Here is a 19,636-nt window from a genome sequence, read left to right on the forward strand (position 1 = left end):
ACCACCGTCCTTCCCCAATCACATGTGATCTATCTGGAGTCTGGAATCCGTTAACTTGCATAATTAATCCATATTATAAGTCGATTTACAGCCGATGAATTGAAATCTGACGTTCATTTGTTTCAAATGACAATCGAGACTATTCTTTTTGTGATTTTGATTAAAATGAATTGTTTATATGTCATTCTATGTGACATTATTTCGACTCAAATGAGAGTGAAGTATATCTCCTGAAGTAGCCTTCTCTTATGTAAAGTTTTTAGCTCTGCTTCTCTAGGCTATAAAAAAAAACCCTTAGCATCACATCGGAATTCAATCATTCCAATATGGGCTAAGGGGCGAGAGCTTAGAGCTTAAATTCTGTAGTTAAGTTGTACTCAAGTCTTTACATGAGCAAGACTAACAACTTCTTAATCTTCGATTCTTTTCTTTTTAAACTTCATTAGGAACTCATACACAATCGGTACGATAACCAGCGTGAGCAGCGTGGAGCTGATCAGACCGCCGATTACAGTGATTCCCAATCCTTTGGAGATGATACCGGCACTCTCTTCGAGACCCGTTACCAGTGGCAACAGTGCACCGATAGTCGCGAGAGCGGTCATCAGAATTGGACGCAGACGAGTTGCACCGGCTTCCAGCAAGGCTTCACGGGTAGGCATACCCTCTTTTTCCTTGTGAATAACACGGTCGATCAACACGATGGCGTTGGTGACCACGATACCGATGAGCATCAGTCCACCCATCATGGCGGAGACATCAAGCGTACCACCAGCGATGAACAGACCTACCATAATACCGATAACCGTAAATGGCAGGGAGAACAGGATTGCGAATGGTGCCAATCCGCCGCCGAATGTAACAACGAGCACGAAGTATACAATGGCGATGGCTGCCAGCATGGCGAGACCCAGTTGAGTGAATGTATCATTAATCTGTTCAGTTGTACCGCCGAACTTCACTTCAACGCCATCAGGCAGATCCAGTTTGTCGATCTCAGCCTGTAAGTTACTCGAAGCTTTCGTTACATCCGAAGCCAAGATGTTGGCTGTAACTTGAACAACAACCTTACCATCAATTTGCATGATGGAGTTCGGGGACGTACCTTCTTCCACTTTGGCAACATCTTTGATCGGAACTTGGATGCCAAGCGGTGAAGTGACGGTTTCATCCTCAATCTCATCAATACTGCTGAATGTTTTATCGTCTGTCTCTACATATACTTTGTACGTTTTATTATCGATATCAACTTCCGTGAGCACAGGACGTTCCCGTGTCGGGCTCAGTGCCATAGCCAGTTGTCCTGCAGTCAGGCCCAAGGAACTTAGTTTCTCCTGATCTGCAACGAGCGTATACTGCCCGTAGGTGTCAGCGAGTGTCGTATCTGCTTTTTCAAAATTATCCTTATCCGCTTCAACCAGTTTCAGAATTTCATCCGATACAGGTTTGAGTTGCTCTACATTATCGCCATAGATGGAGAGGCTCAGTCCGCTGCCACCCAGACCCCCGGACATATCAAGCTCACTCCAGGTTCCTACGCTAACTTCCTTCTTCAGACCTTCTACAAGCTGTTCCTTCACTTGAGTAAAGTCTTTCGTATCTTCGTTATATTCAATATAGAATAGAGCCGAGTTGGAACCACCGCCACCCATACTGCTCAGTGGATTACTTCCGCCGATGGAATATTGCATTTTCTCCAGACCCGGTTGTTCCAGCAACCACTTCTCGGCAACGAGTGCTTCTTTTTCTACATCTTCACGCAAAGCTCCGGTTTGTGGGCTGTACGTAATGGTCACATATTTATCTTGTTGTTCCGGCAAGAAGCTTGCACCGATGAACGGGTACAGGAATAAACTGCCGACCAGCAGGATCACTGCAATACTGACCGTGATGAGTTTGTGAGACAGTGTCCAGTTCAGCAGGCGTTTGTAACCTTCCGCCATTTTGCCTGGTTTTTCTTCATGATTCTGCTTATTCTTCAACCCTTTACGGAACAGGGTATGCGCGAGCATCGGCACAATGGTAATGGCAACGATCAGGGATGCCAGCAAAGCGAATACCATTGTCAGTGCAAATGGTGTGAATAGCTCACCAACCATACCGCTTACCAATGCCAGTGGCAGGAATACAGCAATTGTTACGATGGTGGAAGAAAGAATTGGAATGAACATCTCGCGAGTTGCTTCGCGGACCAGTTCACGGCCTTTCAATCTCTCGCCTTTGAGTGTTAATCTGCGGTAGATGTTCTCGATAACAACGATGGAGTCATCGACAACCCGTCCGATGGCAACCGTCATGGCACCCAGCGTCATCATGTTCAAAGTAATATCCATCATATTGAGCGCAGTCAATGCCATCAGCAAGGAGAGCGGGATCGAGATAATGGAGATAATGGTTGAACGAATATTACGCAGGAAGAGCAGGATGATCAGGATGGCAAACAAGGCGCCAAAAACGGCTTTGCCCAGCATCGTGTTCACTGAGTCCTGAATCGGCTTACCTTGGTCGAGCAGTACAGTCAAATCAGCATTTTTGAACTGCGATTGCAACTCTTCCGCTTTATCTTTGACTGCGTTAACGACATCAACCGTGTTGGCATCGTTGGATTTTACAATGGAAATACCGATCGATTCCTTGCCGTCTGTCCGGGAAATGGATTCCGCTTGACCGATGACTTCGATCTTGGCAATTTCACTTAATTTCACTGTAGGGATACCAGCTGCGTTGGCAGCGCCCGAAGGACTACCCAAGCCGGCATTACCGCCAGCAGCCTGGTCCGTTCCTTGTGAAGCACTTGGAGCGGTACCTTGACCTGCTTCGCCAGTTGGTGCTCCAGAGCCTTGTGGGGCTGCGCTTGCACCATTACCTGCAGAAGCGCCAGCACCGCCGGGTACGACTGGAATGGCAAGGTTTTTCAGATCATCGATGTCGACGATGTTTCCATCTACAACAACGGCCTTCTGGGATTTATCCAGTTCAAACAGTCCAAGGGGCACACGAATGGATGAACCTTGAACGATGCCGTTTACCGTATCTTCGGTCAGGCCCAGCTCGGCCATTTTGGCTTGGTCAAACTTCAATTGAACTTCTTTTACATATTGACCAGACACCTGAACCTGAGCTACACCGTCAATATCTTCGAGTGCAGGCTGAATATCCGATTCAACCAATCGTGTCAATTGCTCCAGGTCACCACCGTCCTTGTCGGACAGGCTTAGAGATACAACCGGGAAAGAGTTAATGCTGAACTTGGAAATGGTCGGCTTCTGCACGCTGTCAGGCAATTGAACTTCATTCAGTGCCTCACGAACGGTTGCAGTTGCGTTGGTCAGATCTGTTCCATAATCAAATTCGAGTGTAATGGATGCTGCATTCTCCATGGAAGTGGAGGTCACCGTCTTCACGCCATCTACATTACGTAGTTTTACTTCCAGCGGCTTCGTGACATCCTCAACAATTCCCTCCGGTGCAGCCCCCGGATCAATGGCAGTGACATTCAGAAACGGTACGTTGATGTTCGGGATTGTCTCTTGTTTCATCGTCAGTCCGCTGTACAAACCTGCGAAAGAGATGATAATTGTCAGAATCCAGATCGCAAACTTGTTGTTCAGTGAAAAATTAATAATACCTTTCATACGATGGTTTCTTCTCCTCTCTGTTTCTCCTGTTTATATGTGTGACGAGTCAGCCTGGATAAACCGGCTATACTTGGCATCCAGACTGTGCTTAAGCTCAGAGTGCAAAGGTTTGATGGCAGATACGCTCTCCAAATTGTGCATCATGCCGAGAATGATGGCACGCCGAGGCGTGAATTCCATCATCTCCTGTCTGAGAATGGCGATAGTTTCGAGCACATCATTCTTTGTTTGCCCTGCGGGCAGTTCGGAACCAGCGATATCCTGCATTTGCTTGATGATGTGAATGGGATGACGCATCACAGTGGAGTCTGTGTTTGGATCACTATTCCATGCGGGCCAGTCTTCCAACAAAATCAAAGGCGCAGGGCGCTGATCGAGCAATCCGTAAGCTGCATAATCAATCATTTGCAGCATATTGGTTGCCATTTTGGAGACGGTAAGGGAAGGCATTTCGGTAAACCAGATCTTAACGTAGGAGAGGAACATACCCTGTATGAGCAAAATAAGATCTATCGTATAGGGTTCAATCTCCGGTCCGTACATATCTTCCAGTTTGTCCTTGAAACCGTGTAGGGTAAGGATCTCCAAATCTTTATGCTGCGGGCTGCATTTTTCCTTGCGATGTGGCTCATCATTCATCATCATGCTTTGCATCTGTACACGCAAAAATTCCTTTAGCTCGGACACATGGCCCAGCAGTGTCTCAATCTGTTTGAGTGAACGTTCTCTCGGAGTAAGGTCAGCTTCATGTTCGATCTGGGATAGTTCGTCTATGAGCGTAAATAAGCAGTACTCCATCGTGCTGTCTTCCAATTCCTCTTTGGATTTGAATATAAGGTAAAGGCTTCCCTTAGACATCCCGCATATCTCTGCAATCTCCTGCATGGAGGTTGCGGCACTGCCTTTTTCCGAGAATAGCTTGAGTGCTGTAGTAATGATGAGTTTTTTCTTCTCATTCATCTCATGTATAGGGTTCATTAACGATACTTTCACCTCATCAGGGAACTTATGAGTTCTTGAATTGACTCTAGGGTCAAACTTAGTATAAACGATCTGGTTGAAGGAATTCAAATGGGAGTAAATTGGAAAATTAGAGCGGAGAAAAGAGGTTGATCAAATGGAAGTAGAGACGGCAAGTAACAAGGTGTAGCTTGTATGTACGTTATGGATAAGGTATCAAGAATGGATAAGTTAGTTTACTCCGGCAAAGGCGTACAAGGCGAGTATAATAATGGCGACAAAAGCGATGAGATAGAAGAGGGCTATGCCGATCAGAAGGGTATACCCTGTATAAGAACCCATGCGTGCCAATAATTTTTTCATGATTACGACATCCTTTCTTACGTAGCAGATTGTAGAGAGGTTCCCTATTTATATCATATCCCAAAAAAGACGACTTCCTGATCGAAGTCGTCTTTTTATATTACAGAATTTAATAGATATCATAATGGAAGCTAAGAATTACACGATAACGGAGATTGCAGAACCAACTTGAAGAAACGAAGTGTTCGCCTTAAAGCTTTCTGTAAGAAAGCTTCTTCGGAAGCATATGCTATCACCGGAGATATAAAGTGTAATTCAGTTGTTCCGTTATGTGATCAGTTTCAGACCAACGGCTGCCACCAAAATCATCGCGATAAACAGGATACGCTTCGCTTCTTTCCGTTCACCGAACAGGAACATGCCTGTTAACGTACTGCCGACCGTCCCGATCCCCGTCCACACGGCATACGCTGTGCCCATGGGAATGGACGTCATGGCGTAGGACAACAACGAGAAGCTGAACACAAACGACACCAGCATAAGTACGATGTATGGCCATCCTTTCTTGGTGGAAGCACCATTAATACCGATTACACCGAAAATTTCACATATCCCTGCACCTACAATTGCCATCCAAGCCATTACGCTGCACCTCCTTGGGCTTCTTGCTGATCCGTAACCAGCTTCAGTCCGATTACGCCGCAGAGCAGCAGCCCGATGAGCAATACTTTGGCCAAGCGGAACGGTTCACCGAACAGTACCATTTCCGTAAGGACGGTACCCGCCGTACCAATTCCCGTAAAGACGGCATACACCGTACCCACAGGCAGTCTTTTGGAAGCGGCAATGATCAGTCCAAAGCTGATCACGATGGCAATCCCCGTTAAAGTCCACTCCCAGGCATTCGAGGCATGTTTCAGCCCGCTTACCCAGACAATCTCAATAATTCCACCGATAAATACATATAACCAGTTGCGGTTCATGTTGTTAAATCTCCTTTCGGCACAACGCTTTGTGCCTCTTCGTTCAAATGATGAATGCCATGCCAAAAGACAGGCCAGGATGCTTCCAACCGTCTCTTGTACCGACGTGAGCTTCCATAGATAATTTCCACGGTAATGCCGTCGAGGAACGTCATAAATGCAATGGCGGCTTGTTCCGCGGGAAGGGGCGGTATATCTCCATTACGCATTGCCCGTTGCAGCAGACGATTCAGTGCACGTTCCATGCCATCGATAAACGGATACACCTGATCCATCACTTCGCCATACAGAGAAAGGGGTGGGTAAAAACAATTACGCAACATCAATCGAGCCGAAGCATGGGCATTGTATTCTTGTTCGAACCAGATCAACAAGCCTTTCAGCCTCTGCTCCAATGGCAGATCCGCATGATCGCGGAAATATTCCAGTGTGTGCCGTTTTACCTCGTGAAAAGCAAAGGCCAGAGTGTGCAAAAACAAGTCATCCTTGCAGCTAAAATGTGCATATATGGACGGTTTTTTAATCCCGACTTCATCAGCAATAGCTCTCAGAGAAGCTCCCTCATAGCCATCTCTCGCAAAATGGAACAGGGCAGCATCCCGAATGGATTGTGCAGTCATTCAATCACCTTCCTAACGGTCGTTAGGTAATTATATTTTCACACTTCACATCGCCTGTCAAGATGAAAATATCCGCCTGCACAGTAGAGTACAGGCGGATATAACAGGTATGAATGTGGTTTTTGATCAAAAGGTCGTAAGACCCAGAATCAGCTGCAGCTTATATAGGATACCTTTCAAAAACGTAGTCTTCTCCTGAAACTCATCCAGGTTTAGCGTAAACTCCGCATCATCATTATTCCAAATACGCTCGAAATAATTCGCGATATCAAGCGTGAACTTATTGTCTGGAGGAGCAGAAATCCATAAATCATTCTCCAAATTGTAGTCATTCATGTTTCGGGGTGTGAAATTAGTTGAACCTCCCAGGACAATATGATCACCGGTTGCTTTGGCAAGATAGATCATCTTGGTATGGTATTGCTCCTTGGTGGTGTTATACCAGCGGATCTGAATTTTACCGTCGGATTTATCATGCAATTCAGCAGCGACAGGACGGTTCGGAATGCCGATCTTTTCCTGACCAAAGGCATTTTCATTTGGATCAAGTACAAGCCGGATCTCGGTTCCTCGTTTTGCGGCTTCCAGCAGGGCTTCCAATACTTTTGGAGAGGCCACATAGAACATGCCCATCCATAAGGTGTCACCTTTGCCAGCCTGATTGATCTCATGGAGTACAGCGTCATTCACTTTGCCTTCCGTTAAATAGCGTATTCGTATATCTCCCGTGTTTGTATTCGTGGAAGGGGCTGTGTAGGCAGGAACCTGACCTCCGCCTGAGATGTCGAGAACCGCTTGCTCTGACTGAAGAATATCGCCAATGATTGGACCTGTTACTTCAAATGCAATGTTCGAGTGGTAGGCACTCGCATCATGAATATTGCCAGAAGAGACAATGGCCTTCTTCTCACTAACAACAACTTTGCGATGATTGGCCTTCACATTGAGCAGCTTGAGATAGGAACTTACAGTTACATCTGGACCATCGGTGGCCATCAGGTTTTTGATCCAGCCATCTCCAGATTGGCCAAACCATTGGAAGAAGGTCCGCCAGACCGCAGAGTATACTGGAGTTGAATCACGCAAAGGGTCCACATCCGTGATGACCACATGAATGCCTGCCTGTTTCATTTGTTCCAGCAACGGATTGGGTGCTGAGTTATAGTTGGTATTTACTTCATCTGTAATAAACCAGATGTCCATATCAGGATGTTGATTTTTTTTGGCGACCAGCGCTTTGGTGAATTCAGTACTCACGGGAGGAAAGTTCTGTCCCTTGTGCTGATAATTATTGAACAGGAACATATCCACCAGGACAAACTGCTCTGCTTCCTCCACAATTTGCATCATGCGCTGGAAAATCTGCTGTTCGTGCTCCATCTGTCCGTCGGAAGAAGGATATGTGAGGTCATGCAGGAACTCGACTTGATCTACACGATACTCCGGACTTTCGTAGGAAATGCCCGTTGGTAATGGTTTGTAGGTCTGATAGAGCATGACGGCGATGAGCCATAGGACTAATAGGACGATTCCTGTGCGTATGTATGGAAATTTGCCGCGTGAAGATTTGCGGTCTGAAGATTGGCGGCGTAATGAGACCAACGGTGGACTCCCCCTTCTGTAACTTGCTGACTTCTATTACCACACGGATGATAACGTTGACGCAGGAGAACCCGCCAGCATAAGGAATATAGCAGTAAAATGCATATGGCAAAATTGGCAGTATGCAATCGACAGGTGTCTGAGCGTTGTGTATAATGAGTGTATTATTTTTGTAGAATGTTAGGGTTTTTATATGCCTGACAAGGACGGGGAACCAATGATATAACCTTTGAAATCTGGACATTTAGGAAAGAAAGTGGGTAATAAGGTGTATTCCATCAAACAAGTCGCTGCCATGCTCGGTATCCCGACGGTGACGCTCCGGGCTTGGGAGAATCGGTATAGTGCGGTCACCCCTGAGCGGACGGAATCGGGTTATCGAATGTATACCGAAGAGAATGTTGCGGATCTGCGCTGGTTGAAAGAACAGGTTGAGCTACATCAGACCAATATTTCGGAAGCGGTACGGATGTTGAAAGTAAACAAATTAAATCCGCCAGAGGCTGTACCCACGCCGATCATGGCTCCGGTGCCTACGATGGAAGAAGCCTACGCACGCATGGCAGATCAGATCTATGACTCGCTCTACAACTTTCAGGGTGAACGTGCCAATGGTTTGATTGATTTTGGTTTCACCATGTATGGGTATGACTCGATGTTCTATCATGTGTTGGTGCCCATTCTGGTTCGGGTTGGAGATGCATGGGAGCAAGGCAGGGCTTCGGTGGCTCAGGAACACTTCATGACACAGCTGATTTCACAGCGGTTTTATCAGTTTTTCCATCTGTTCCCGATCTATCCGCATCTGCCCAAAGTTCTGGCGTTGTGTCCGGAAGGGGAGCACCATCAGGTTGGATTGCTGCTGTTCTCTCTCTTTATGCGTAAAAATGGAGCGGAAGTACTGTATCTCGGTGCGAACACGCCAGAAGAAGGCATCTTCCCGATTATTCGGGAGCAAAAGATCAAGTTGGTCTGCCTTTCAATCACAAGCCCAGGGCTTCTTGAACGGTGTGATCAGCTTATAGAGCGAATTAAAAACGAGTTTCCACATATTCGCTTTGTACTTGGTGGAAAGGGCTATGAGCGTGCAGAGCATGCACGTTATCCGCAATGGATTATGCCAGAGGATTCAGCGGATTGGCAGTCATGGATAGAACGTGAGTATCTCGCAAATCGACCAACTGGTGCGAGGTTTGGACAGGCAAATAACTAAACATAATCTCAAATGATATGAATAGGTTAGTGAATACAGGACATCCTTTGACGAAAGTGATCAAGGGATGTTTTTTGTGTTTATAAATGGAGTATTCTCGTATTTTGACCGACGGGTCATTTTTTGGTTTACAAGGTCGTATAATATTTGTATTATATTTGTATAATGTTTTTGCTAGTTACCGCTTAAAGTGTTCTTGGGCGGTTTAATAATAGGTTAGGGGCTAGAGAACTATAGGAATTCCCTACATAGAAAGGTGAGTGGCATGATACCGAATCAACAACGCAAACGTGCAGCTGTCATTGGCGCAGGTCCGGGTGGACTTGCAGCAGCGATGTTATTGTCCGGTCAGGGGTACGAGGTAGATGTGTATGAGAAACAGCCAGTCATCGGGGGGCGTTCTGCCAGATTGGAACTGGGTGAGTATCGATTCGACCGGGGTGCTACATTTTTGATGATGCCCCAGCTGATTGAAGAGATGTTCGACGTGGTGGGACGTAAGTTATCCGATTATGTGCATATGAAAGAGTTAACCCCACTGTACGCACTGAACTTTGGTGATAAGGTGTTCATGCCTTCTCGTAATCGGGAAGATACAGCTGCACAGATTAAGAAATTGTTCCCGGGCAATGAAGACAATTACCTTCGGTTCATGCAAGAAGAGGAAGTGAAGTTTAGCAAAGTCATGCCTTTGCTCCGTCGTCCTTTTGGCAAGCTGACTGACTATTTGCGCAAAGATGCGGTAACAGCTCTACCCAAGCTTGATGTCCACAATACAGTCTATGGAATCTTGTCTCGCTATTTTACAGATGAGCGTCTACGCTGGGCATTTACATTCCAATCCAAATACCTTGGCATGTCTGCTTGGGATTGTCCGGGCACCTTTACCATACTATCGTTTATTGAGCATCACTACGGATTGTTCCACCCCATTGGCGGCGTGAATCGGATCTTTCAGGCCATGGCTGATGTCGTGGAAGAATACGGAGGACGAATACATACTTCCACCCCGGTGAAACAGGTCATCGTTCGCAATGGTCGTGCAGAAGGTGTGTTGCTTGAGAATGGTGAACGCATCGAAGCAGACCATGTGGTGGTGAACGCCGACTTCGCACATGCGGTGAATCATCTGTTCGAACCGGGCGTACTTAAGAAATATACCCCTGAGAAAATGAAACGCAAAAAGTATTCCTGCTCTACAGCAATGCTGTATCTGGGTGTGGATGGTGAGGTGGACCTGCCGCATCACTCGATCTATTTTCCCGAGGACTACCGGTTGAACGTTGATGAAATTACGAAGCATAAAATGTTATCAGCCGATCCATCTCTATATATTCATAACCCTTCCAGACTTGATTCGACGCTGGCACCGGAAGGGAAATCTGCTTTATATGTTCTCATGCCTACGCCTAACCTTACCGCAGACATTGATTGGGAGGCAGAACGGGAGAATGTGCAAGAGGCCATGATGAAACGCATGGAAGGCATTCCTGAGCTGGCAGACATACGCAGTCGCATTGAAGAATGTATGCTGTTCACTCCACTTGATTGGGAGACTGAACTGGATGTGTATCGCGGAGCAACGTTTAATATGGCACATAATCTGGGTCAGATGATGTACCTGCGTCCCCATAACGAGTTTGAAGAGTTGAAAAGTGTATGGCTGGTAGGCGGCGGAACACATCCGGGCAGCGGGTTGCCCACGATCTTCGAATCGGCACGGATCAGTGTGAGACTGATTCAGGAAGAGGACGCGCGCACACGCTCCAAACCTTCCTCGTATGTGAAGACGGCAGAAGCTGGAGGACATTCATGAAGCGGGCCGCTATCGTAGGCGCAGGGATTGGCGGACTTACTTCTGCACTGTTATTGAACCGTCAGGGATGGGATGTCACCGTGTATGAACGGGGTTCCCGCGTTGGCGGACGAATTGGGTATGAGCAGGAAGGGGAGTACCGGATCGATCAGGGGCCAACCATTGTGCTTCTGCCTGAGATGTTACTTGGTATATTGGAGGAAGCAGGCGTAGATCGTTCGAAGATTGAATTGCTTCGCTGTGATCCGCTATACAGAGTGCATTACCACAGTGGTCGGGTCATGACCAAGATGACGTCACGTGAAGAGCAGACGGCGGAGATTGAACGTTTGTTCCCGGGAGAAAGCCGGGGATTCACACGATTCATGAAAGATATGGACACGTTGTTTCCGGCAGGCCGGGCAGCGTTCCTGGAAAGGGCTTTTCCGCGCAAAAGGGATTTCTTCACACCATCTCTCATGTCACTCATGGGCAGATTACGCGCACACAAAAGTGTCCGGAAAGCGGTAGGTGATTATTTTCAGCACGAGGAATTGCTCGACGCTTATTCTCTGCAAAGTCTGTATATCGGTGGATCACCGTTCGGGACCCCTGGCATCTATTCCCTTTTGCCTTATGCAGAGCATGAATATGGAATCTGGATGGTCAAAGGCGGATATGCAGCATTACCAGCCATTCTGGAACAGGAGCTGATATCGCGTGGTGGGCGTGTCGTGCTGAATTCGGAAGTTACCGGGCTCACGATTAAAAATGGTGTATGTGAAAGTATAGAAACGGCAGCAGGCGCAGAAAATGTGGATGCAGTTATCTACAATGGTGATTTCCCCCATCTATCAGGTTTGCTTGGACAGTCACCAGAGGTAGCGCGCAAAAGAAAGCCGTATCGTCCCTCCTCCGGATGTGTACTGCTCTATGTGGGCGTAGATAAAACCTGGGAAGATGCAACGACACACCAGTTCTTCCTGCCACCGAGTCTTGAAGGTAGTTTGCAGGAAGTCTTCAATCAGCGACGCATTCCGGCAAAGCCCTCATTTTACGTATTTAATCCGGTCGCATTGGATGAAACTGCAGCGCCTCAAGGACAGAGTGTATTGTATTTCCTCATTCCCGTACCAGATGCCGCAGGTGTCGACTGGGATCAGGAGAGCGAAGCATTGGCAGAACGGGTACTGGTAGAAGCGGAGCAACGAGGATTCCCGGGACTTCGTGCAGCGATCAAGTGGAAAAAGGTACGTACACCCGCTGACGCAGAGCGAGACGGTCTCTATGGGGGCGGAAGCTTCGGTATAGCACCTGTATTGTTCCAGTCCGGTGTATACCGACCACAACCCAAACCATTCCCTAATATAAAGGGATTATATGCCGCAGGAGCATCTGTACATCCAGGTGGCGGAGTGCCGATTGTGATGCAGAGTGCACGTATGGCCGTCAATCAACTCATGAAGGAGATGGGAACATGAATGAAGCGATTTTGAGCAGGTGTGAAGAGTTGATGCAAAAGGGTTCTTCCTCTTTTTATCAGGCCTTTAGAGGGCTGCCTAGTCCACGTCGGGAAGCGGTATATGTCATTTATGCCTTCTGCCGCATGATTGATGACAGTGTAGACGAGCCGGAACATTCGCCCTATACGATTCACGAGATCCATGACTTGTTTGATCGGCTAGAGGAAGCGGAAGGACACTTTATCTGGCCAGCACTGAGATGGTTGTTCAGCAGTTTTCCTCATCTGGATAAGGGGCCATTTTTCCGCCAGATGGAAGGGCAACTCACAGATCTTAAAGTAACGCATTATGCAACGATGCAGGAACTGGAGCATTATTGTTATCTGGTGGCCGGAACCGTAGGGGAGATGTTGTTGCCTGTATTGCGGGATGATAACGGCGCAGAAGTAGCCATGAACGGGATTGCTTTGGGTAAAGGGATGCAGATCGTTAATATAATTCGGGATGTTGGTGAAGATCGGGCCAGAGTGCGTCGGTATGTTCCGCTGGAGATCATGGAGAAGCATGGCTACACCGAGCAGGACTTTGAAGACGGGGTCGTGGACGAACGCTTTATTGCCATTGTTCATGAATTAAAAGCTGCAGCATTGAACTGGTTCCGTATTGGCATGGATCGTCTGGAGACGTACCCAACGGAAAGTGCGTTTTCCATCGAGCTGGCAGCAGCCTTTTACTCCACCATTCTACACGCGGTTGAACGCAACGACTATGACGTATATACCAAACGGGCATATGTTAGCGATGAATTGAAACTGGAGATGCTGGGTGCGATTGTGAAACGTTACCCGATGCTGGCCTATCAAGCCTCCCGAACGGCGGTATCCTGATGATCCAGTGGCTTTACTGGGCGTGGTATGTCATTGGAGCAACCTTGATGCTGACGATCGGCGTGCCGGACGTATTGTCCTTTTCCAATGGTTTATTCTTAATCTTCTACGCATTGTATGTGCTGGATCTGATCTACCAAGGGCGTAATCGGACAGGTCTGTCCGACCAGTCAGTCATCTGGCTGAAACCCGGACTCTGGATTTCCTCTGTGATCATCTGGCTGGGAGGTATGGGCGTGGAGTGGGTAGGGGTTCATACCCATTGGCCCTTTGGGGAGTATGCCTATTCTGACTTCTTCGGGATTCATGTGTTCAGTGTGCCAGTTACGCTGGGTTTTGCCTGGATCGCAGTGGTTGGTAACTCGGCGCTGTTAAGTGGTGGTGGTTCAACATGGACTGGCAAATTGCTTCGAGCAGTGAAGACCGGGTTCTGGGCGATTGTACTCGACCTGGTACTCGACCCTGTTGCACATGCGAGAGGATTCTGGGAGTGGCAAGCTCCAGGTGGATTCTACGGTGTTCCGTGGACCAATTACATAAGCTGGTTTATCATGGGTGCATTCCTGTCCCTCTTCCTTCCGGCCATGCCTAATGACCGTAGCTCATTGCTGCGTGCAAAATGGCTGTATCAGCTGTTTATTCTTCTGTTCGGCCTGCTTGCCCTAAAGGAAGGGATTACAGGAAGCTTTATCATCGCCATTGCTGGGGTGCTTCTTGCCGAAGGGAGCTGGCTCTATGATTCGCGCCGTAAAATCAAAACCGTTTAATCATATTTTTGCCTTATACAATCATTATTATCTGCTGCGTCGGCGCTTCCGCTCCTTCACGCTCACAGGGTCACTGGACCCGCAGGTGGACATCAGGGACAACTCCCCGATTGAACCGACTCGTCCGGTGATCTATTTCATGAACCACAGTTCCTGGTGGGATGGTCTGCTGCTCTATCATGCGGCTAGGCAGACATCGCGGGGAGATCATTATGTGATGATGGAGGAGCAACAGCTTCAGCAATATGCTTTTTTTCGTAAATTGGGTGCGTATTCGATCAATAAGGAGAGTGCGTCCGGTATTCGGACCTCTCTACAGTACACCAGTGAACTATTGAATTCGGGCAAAAGGGTCTGGATTTTTCCCCAAGGAGAAATTCTGCATCAGGAGGCCAGACCGATTCGGTTCCGTCCAGGCATCGGATTGTTGCTTCGTCGCTCTCCGAATGCCATCGCCGTACCGGTAACCTTGTGTCATGGGATGGTCCAGCATGATCTACCGGAAATATCGATGCAGGCGGGCCCGGCTGTGACGGAAGACTGGAAGGCATGGAAGAGTGAAGAGATTGCCTCCAGACTCGGCCTTTTGTTGGAAAAGCAGTTAGACGATCACAGATCAGCACTTGTACGGATGGGGCAGGGAAGTTTGCCAGATGCGCTTCCGCTGATTCGTCATGTACGTTCGACAAGTGAAAAATACGATGCGGCACGAAAGCGGGTGAACCGTTAGCATGAATGCATCTGAAATCTTCTGGATTGTGCTTACATGCATATTGGGCATACAGTTGCTGTTCGCTCTATGGAACGTCTCCTGTCTGCCCAAAGTACGTTCATTCCGGGCAGACAAGATACAACCACCTGACCTGCTGGTCTCGGTTCTGATTCCAGCCAGAAATGAAAGACTACATATCGAAGGATGTCTTGAAAGTGTACTCGCGAGTGATACAACGGGATTCCGGATGGAAGTGCTGGTGCTGGATGATCGCTCCGAAGATGAGACAGCGGCCATGGTACAAGCGATTGCGGATCGCGATGCAAGTGTGCGTCTGCTGCATGGCGTCGATCTTCCCGAAGGCTGGATGGGGAAATCCCATGCGTGTCACAGATTGGTTCAGGAAGCCAAGGGAGAATGGTTTATGTTTGTAGATGCGGATGTACGTCTGGAGCCAATTGCCATTCGGCAGACTCTCGCGGCAGGATGTGAGCAGAGCGGGGGTGTGGTAACCGGTTTTCCTTATCAGGTAACGAAGACGTGGATGGAAAAGTTGGTTGTGCCGATGATGGTCTTCACCATCATCAGTCATCTGCCCATTTTTATGATACGCAGATCATCCAGTCCGATGTTTGTGGCCGCTACGGGGGCTTTTTTGTTGATTCATCGCTCCAGTTACGAAGCATCCGGCGGTCATGCTGCTATTCAGGCACATCTGGTGGATGACATGAGTCTTGCGAAAGCGGTCAAGCGTGCAGGTCATCCGGTGATGCTGACAGACGTGCATGACGTAACGAATACCCGCATGTATCAGAACGGGGCAGAAGTATGGAACGGATATAAGAAAAATATGTACGAAGGTATGGGACGTAAAGACGTACTGCTGCTTGGCACGATGTTCATGTATACACTGATGTATATTGTGCCCCCGCTAGGCTTGATTATTGGAATTATGATGGGCAGTTCGATGTTCATTCTGTATGGATTGATAGGAACATTACTTGGTATGGCTGTGAAAAGAGTAGCGGATCATGCTGGCGGACAACCCTGGTGGCTTGCCCTTCTGCAACCGGTCAGCATGGCCTGTGTCATTGCCATCGGACTTGCTTCCTGGCAGGCAGGCCGCTCCGGCCAGGGGTATGTATGGAAAGGTAGGCGGTACAGTTGAGAGGTAACGTCATTATTATCGGAGCAGGATTCGGAGGTCTGTCGTGTGCGATACGACTGGCTTCACAAGGTGTGCAGGTAACCATTCTGGAACGGCAGCAACACGTAGGTGGCAAGCTGCAGCAGATTGAGCGGGACGGGTATCATTTTGACCGGGGACCGAGCACAATCACGATGCCATCCACCTTTCGTTCAGTCTTCGACCATGCGGGAGTAGCAATGGAAGATTACGTACAGTTATATGAGTTAGAGCCCCGCACGCGTAATATATTCGCAGATGGCACAGTGGTAGATTTGTCAGGCAATCGCGGGTGGATGAAGGAGCAGATCGCGGCGTACAGTCCGGAGGATGCGGCCCGTTATGATGCGTTTATGGATGAGTCTGCTGCACTGTATGCGGAAGCCAATCGTCATTTTCTGGGTAAGTTGTTGCTGTCTCCTTCTGACAAATACAATCTTCAGATGCTGCGCAGCCTGCTCCGCGTGCGGCCAACGGTGAAGCTGGATAAGTTACTGCGTTCGTATTTCCAGCATCCACATACGCTGGCTATGTTCGGACGGTACGCGACCTATGTGGGATCATCGCCGTATCAATCGCCTTCCATCTTTGCCATGATGGGTCATGTGGAAGCAGAGGTGGGCATCTACGGAGTCAAAGGTGGAACCTATCAACTAATCGAAGGAATGACTCGTCTGGCACAGGAAAAAGGCGTACAAATTATTACAGGCATAGAGGTTCGGCAGATTGTTGTTCGGAATGGCAAAGTGGCTGGTGTGGATACGGATCAAGGCTTCCGAGAAGCCGATCAGGTAGTTGCCAATGGAGATGTACTTAGCGTGAATCGACTGCTGCTCGCACCGGAACATCGGAAAGAAATGAGTGATGCCCGTATACGGAAGTATGAGCCATCCATTTCGGGATTTGTGACGCTGGCGGGTGTGCGAAGACAATATGATGCACTGTTGCATCATACGGTTTTCTTCCCGGAACGTTATGAACCGGAGTTCGACCATATTTTCCGTGAACGTAAAATGCCTGCTGATCCCACAATCTACATCTGTTATTCCGGTTATTCGGAAGCAGGCATGGCCCCGGCGGGAGCCAGTAACCTATTCATTCTAGTCAATGCCCCCTACTTGTCGGATTCGTGGAATTGGGAGCAGCAGACGGAACGTTACGGTGCGTTTGTACTGGAACGATTGGAGGCGCGAGGAATTACCGGGTTGAACCAATCTGATGTGCTGATCCGATACACGCCGCGAGATATCGAACGGGATACCTTGGCGCATCAAGGTTCAATCTACGGTATCTCGTCCAACTCCGTGAAGCAGACCTTTATGCGTCCGGGCAACCGAAGCAAAGATGTACAAGGACTCTGGTACGTCGGCGGAACGACACATCCAGGCGGCGGAACCCCGATTGTGACATTGTCCGGACAGCTTGTTGGTGAGCAATTGGCATCGGAAATCTTGAGATAAGCTCGTTGTGCAGGATGATGGAGTGAAATGTATTCTGTTGATCAATGTGCGTGTGCATCGTCTGTGCTAACCAGCTTTGAAGGTGCGACGGAAGATCCGTGCTTTTGCGTAGGTGAAAATAGTGGTGCTCCGAGATTTAAGTGAGACATTTGGTGTCGGGGCATCCTTTCCATAGCCGGATTGGAACGTTATACTGGATAGAGTTATGCTGCAATGCTTATTTAGATGAATGTTTTTGTCTTTTGCATAAGACATATATACATAGAAGCAAGGAACAGGCAGGTTATCCTGTCGATCCGCACGATTCTCACATAGGAGGTCTCATCATGAATGAACAAGAGCGAGCCGGCGAACGGCTGCTTCCCGAAGTGGCTACGGGAGAACGGAAGCTGGAACACGTGCGCCTCTGTCTTGAGGAGAATGTGGCAGGAGAAGGGGTAACCAGCGGTATGGAGCGGTTTGCTTTTCGCCATCACCCACTGCCGGAACTGGATTTTGAAGAGGTGCATCTGGAGACTTCGTTTATTGGAAAAAAAGTACGCACACCCTTGCTCATCAGTTCGATGACGGGTGGAAGCAAAACAACAGGCGCCATCAATGAGCGCCTCGCCCGAGTAGCAAACGCCAGAGGCTGGGCGCTTGGCGTAGGTTCGATCCGGGCTGCCGTGGAACAACCGGAACTCGCAAGTACCTTCGATGTGCGGCGCTGGGCACCGGACATCCCGGTCATTGCAAACTTGGGAGCGGTCCAGCTGAACTATGGCTTCACCACTGCCGATTTCCAGCGTGCCGTAGATATTGCGGGTGCGGACATGCTCGTGCTTCATCTGAACACGTTGCAGGAAGTTTTCCAGCCGGAAGGCAACACCAACTTTAGCGGATTATTTCAGCGGATTGAGAACTTGTGTCGCGAGCTAGAAGTACCTGTTGGCGTGAAAGAAGTAGGTTTTGGCATCGATGGTGTGACGGCTCAACGCCTATATGAAGCGGGTGTCGCGTTTATCGATGTAGCCGGCGCTGGAGGTACAAGCTGGGTACAGGTGGAGAAGTACCGCAACAATAACCCGGTACGCCGGGCAGCTGCTGAAGCTTTTGCCGACTGGGGCATTCCCACAGCGGAGTGTATTCAGGAAGTACGAGCGCTGAACCCAGAGGGCGCTCTGATTGGTAGTGGTGGACTGCACACTGGCGTGGATGCGGCCAAAGCCCTAGCGCTCGGGGCGGATCTCGCAGGCTTCGGTCGATCTCTGCTCGAATCCGCAGTAGCGTCCGATGATGCGCTGAATGAGCGGTTGGAACAGGTCGAATTCGAGTTGCGTACCGTGATGTTTGGCATTGGGGCTGGGCGGATTGGAGATTTGAAGCAGACGTCACGTCTGGTGGAACGGCGTTAGGCCGGGGATGAAAATGAAGATGATATAAACTTCATTGGAGTTATTTATTTATATATTTTGAGTCTACTCATATTGCTTCCTATATAATCTGGAACAAAAATAGTGTAGAGGATATTTCATTAAGAAGTATCCTCTACACTATTTATAATATTAAAATTGTCGGGCACTGATATTCATATCCATTTTATGACCTGTTGAACTATAGATATAAACTTTGACGTTTGTTGTGCCTATGACACCTATTCTTGTTGTTTTTTGAGTCCCTTTTTTGATTGGAATATCAATTGGGGAAAGATTGCCCACAGTAAGTTTGGCATAAATAGTATTCGTACTATTGTTCTGAATCCAAACATCGGCATCTTCTCCATTGTCAGGATCCAATGTGAAGGATTTTTCGTATGCATTGTAACTGCTGTAATTGAATGGTCTGATAAGCTGTATATCCATTGGATTAATAATCGGATCATTAGAGTTCTCCACAGTGATTGGAGGGGTAGTGAAAGCATCTTTCACTCTGTCCTCTAATCTAACAGCACTAGCTGGATGTGCAGAAATTAATATAGAGAAAGCTAAGCCTGCACCTAAAATTATGTTTAATGACAATGTGATTTCCTCCTCTATGCTTTTAGTATGTAATGAGGATGTTCCAATTA

The 19,636-nt window shown here is 48.1% G+C and carries 17 protein-coding genes; 9 read left to right on the plus strand and 8 right to left on the minus strand.

Annotated features, from left to right (window positions below; all coding sequences use genetic code 11):
* Nucleotides 1-410: 410 nt before the first annotated feature.
* The 7 genes from BLS69_RS21950 to BLS69_RS21975 form a co-directional block, all read right to left on the minus strand.
* Nucleotides 411-3,635, minus strand: a complete 3,225-nt coding sequence (locus BLS69_RS21950) for an efflux RND transporter permease subunit (RefSeq protein ID WP_091036231.1) — start codon at nt 3,633-3,635, stop codon at nt 411-413.
* A 33-nt stretch (nt 3,636-3,668) separates the two neighbouring features.
* A complete protein-coding gene (locus BLS69_RS21955) occupies nt 3,669-4,616 on the minus strand; it encodes a TetR/AcrR family transcriptional regulator (RefSeq protein ID WP_091036233.1) in 948 nt (315 codons plus the stop codon).
* A 213-nt stretch (nt 4,617-4,829) separates the two neighbouring features.
* On the minus strand, nt 4,830-4,961 hold the full coding sequence (locus tag BLS69_RS32680) for a hypothetical protein (RefSeq protein ID WP_256332384.1): 132 nt from the start codon (nt 4,959-4,961) through the stop codon (nt 4,830-4,832).
* A 267-nt stretch (nt 4,962-5,228) separates the two neighbouring features.
* The gene (locus BLS69_RS21960; protein ID WP_017691901.1) at nt 5,229-5,543 is read right to left on the minus strand and encodes a DMT family transporter; all 315 of its coding nucleotides are present in this window, start codon (nt 5,541-5,543) and stop codon (nt 5,229-5,231) included.
* Nucleotides 5,543-5,884 (minus strand): DMT family transporter, encoded by a 342-nt coding sequence (locus BLS69_RS21965; RefSeq protein ID WP_091036235.1) that lies wholly within the window; start codon nt 5,882-5,884, stop codon nt 5,543-5,545. Before BLS69_RS21965 ends, BLS69_RS21960 begins: the two co-directional genes overlap by 1 nt.
* Complete coding sequence (locus BLS69_RS21970; protein ID WP_091036238.1) at nt 5,881-6,504, minus strand: TetR/AcrR family transcriptional regulator; 624 nt, start codon at nt 6,502-6,504, stop codon at nt 5,881-5,883. Before BLS69_RS21970 ends, BLS69_RS21965 begins: the two co-directional genes overlap by 4 nt.
* A gap of 126 nt (nt 6,505-6,630) precedes the next feature.
* Nucleotides 6,631-8,106: a phospholipase D family protein gene (locus tag BLS69_RS21975; RefSeq protein ID WP_091036240.1), complete on the minus strand. Its 1,476-nt coding sequence runs from the start codon at nt 8,104-8,106 to the stop codon at nt 6,631-6,633.
* A gap of 268 nt (nt 8,107-8,374) precedes the next feature.
* On the opposite strand from BLS69_RS21975, the gene BLS69_RS21980 reads away from it, so the two are divergent.
* From BLS69_RS21980 to fni, 9 genes are all read left to right on the plus strand, one after another.
* A complete protein-coding gene (locus BLS69_RS21980; RefSeq protein ID WP_091036242.1) occupies nt 8,375-9,319 on the plus strand; it encodes a MerR family transcriptional regulator in 945 nt (314 codons plus the stop codon).
* Nucleotides 9,320-9,584: 265 nt separating this feature from the next.
* Entirely contained in the window at nt 9,585-11,135 is a 1,551-nt protein-coding gene (locus tag BLS69_RS21985) for a phytoene desaturase family protein (RefSeq protein WP_091036245.1), read from the plus strand.
* Nucleotides 11,132-12,595 (plus strand): phytoene desaturase family protein, encoded by a 1,464-nt coding sequence (locus BLS69_RS21990; protein ID WP_091036250.1) that lies wholly within the window; start codon nt 11,132-11,134, stop codon nt 12,593-12,595. Before BLS69_RS21985 ends, BLS69_RS21990 begins: the two co-directional genes overlap by 4 nt.
* Complete coding sequence (locus BLS69_RS21995; protein WP_091036253.1) at nt 12,592-13,464, plus strand: phytoene/squalene synthase family protein; 873 nt, start codon at nt 12,592-12,594, stop codon at nt 13,462-13,464. Before BLS69_RS21990 ends, BLS69_RS21995 begins: the two co-directional genes overlap by 4 nt.
* The gene (locus tag BLS69_RS22000) at nt 13,464-14,231 is read left to right on the plus strand and encodes a carotenoid biosynthesis protein (RefSeq protein WP_091036254.1); all 768 of its coding nucleotides are present in this window, start codon (nt 13,464-13,466) and stop codon (nt 14,229-14,231) included. Before BLS69_RS21995 ends, BLS69_RS22000 begins: the two co-directional genes overlap by 1 nt.
* Nucleotides 14,200-14,961, plus strand: coding sequence for a lysophospholipid acyltransferase family protein (locus BLS69_RS22005; RefSeq protein ID WP_091036257.1), 762 nt, complete (start codon nt 14,200-14,202; stop codon nt 14,959-14,961). The genes BLS69_RS22000 and BLS69_RS22005 overlap by 32 nt, the downstream gene beginning before the upstream one ends.
* A gap of 1 nt (nt 14,962) precedes the next feature.
* Nucleotides 14,963-16,111, plus strand: coding sequence for a glycosyltransferase family 2 protein (locus BLS69_RS22010; RefSeq protein WP_091036260.1), 1,149 nt, complete (start codon nt 14,963-14,965; stop codon nt 16,109-16,111).
* Nucleotides 16,108-17,589 carry a phytoene desaturase family protein gene (locus BLS69_RS22015; protein WP_091036264.1) on the plus strand — a complete coding sequence of 494 codons (1,482 nt, stop codon included), beginning with the start codon at nt 16,108-16,110 and terminating at the stop codon, nt 17,587-17,589. The genes BLS69_RS22010 and BLS69_RS22015 overlap by 4 nt, the downstream gene beginning before the upstream one ends.
* Nucleotides 17,590-17,915: 326 nt before the next feature.
* Nucleotides 17,916-18,983, plus strand: a complete 1,068-nt coding sequence (gene fni / locus BLS69_RS22020) for a type 2 isopentenyl-diphosphate Delta-isomerase (RefSeq protein WP_091036266.1) — start codon at nt 17,916-17,918, stop codon at nt 18,981-18,983.
* Between the two features lie 150 nt (nt 18,984-19,133).
* Here fni and BLS69_RS22025 read toward each other — a convergent pair whose 3' ends face one another.
* A complete protein-coding gene (locus BLS69_RS22025) occupies nt 19,134-19,586 on the minus strand; it encodes a hypothetical protein (RefSeq protein WP_091036269.1) in 453 nt (150 codons plus the stop codon).
* Nucleotides 19,587-19,636 lie beyond the last annotated feature (50 nt).

Origin of the sequence: Paenibacillus sp. CF095 (assembly GCF_900101225.1) — a bacterium.
Classification (GTDB): domain Bacteria; phylum Bacillota; class Bacilli; order Paenibacillales; family Paenibacillaceae; genus Paenibacillus.

What these genes read in the sequence shown, in the direction of transcription:
- BLS69_RS22005 (WP_091036257.1), top strand. Translation starts at nt 14,200, where the DNA reads ATGATTCGCGCCGTAAAATCAAAACCGTTTAATCATATTTTTGCCTTA.
- BLS69_RS21985 (WP_091036245.1), top strand. Translation starts at nt 9,585, where the DNA reads ATGATACCGAATCAACAACGCAAACGTGCAGCTGTCATTGGCGCAGGT.
- BLS69_RS21965 (WP_091036235.1), bottom strand. Translation starts at nt 5,884, where the DNA reads ATGAACCGCAACTGGTTATATGTATTTATCGGTGGAATTATTGAGATT.
- BLS69_RS22000 (WP_091036254.1), top strand. Translation starts at nt 13,464, where the DNA reads ATGATCCAGTGGCTTTACTGGGCGTGGTATGTCATTGGAGCAACCTTG.
- fni (WP_091036266.1), top strand. Translation starts at nt 17,916, where the DNA reads ATGAATGAACAAGAGCGAGCCGGCGAACGGCTGCTTCCCGAAGTGGCT.
- BLS69_RS21960 (WP_017691901.1), bottom strand. Translation starts at nt 5,543, where the DNA reads ATGGCTTGGATGGCAATTGTAGGTGCAGGGATATGTGAAATTTTCGGT.
- BLS69_RS21970 (WP_091036238.1), bottom strand. Translation starts at nt 6,504, where the DNA reads ATGACTGCACAATCCATTCGGGATGCTGCCCTGTTCCATTTTGCGAGA.
- BLS69_RS21955 (WP_091036233.1), bottom strand. Translation starts at nt 4,616, where the DNA reads ATGAACCCTATACATGAGATGAATGAGAAGAAAAAACTCATCATTACT.
- BLS69_RS21995 (WP_091036253.1), top strand. Translation starts at nt 12,592, where the DNA reads ATGAATGAAGCGATTTTGAGCAGGTGTGAAGAGTTGATGCAAAAGGGT.
- BLS69_RS21950 (WP_091036231.1), bottom strand. Translation starts at nt 3,635, where the DNA reads ATGAAAGGTATTATTAATTTTTCACTGAACAACAAGTTTGCGATCTGG.
- BLS69_RS21990 (WP_091036250.1), top strand. Translation starts at nt 11,132, where the DNA reads ATGAAGCGGGCCGCTATCGTAGGCGCAGGGATTGGCGGACTTACTTCT.
- BLS69_RS22010 (WP_091036260.1), top strand. Translation starts at nt 14,963, where the DNA reads ATGAATGCATCTGAAATCTTCTGGATTGTGCTTACATGCATATTGGGC.
- BLS69_RS32680 (WP_256332384.1), bottom strand. Translation starts at nt 4,961, where the DNA reads ATGAAAAAATTATTGGCACGCATGGGTTCTTATACAGGGTATACCCTT.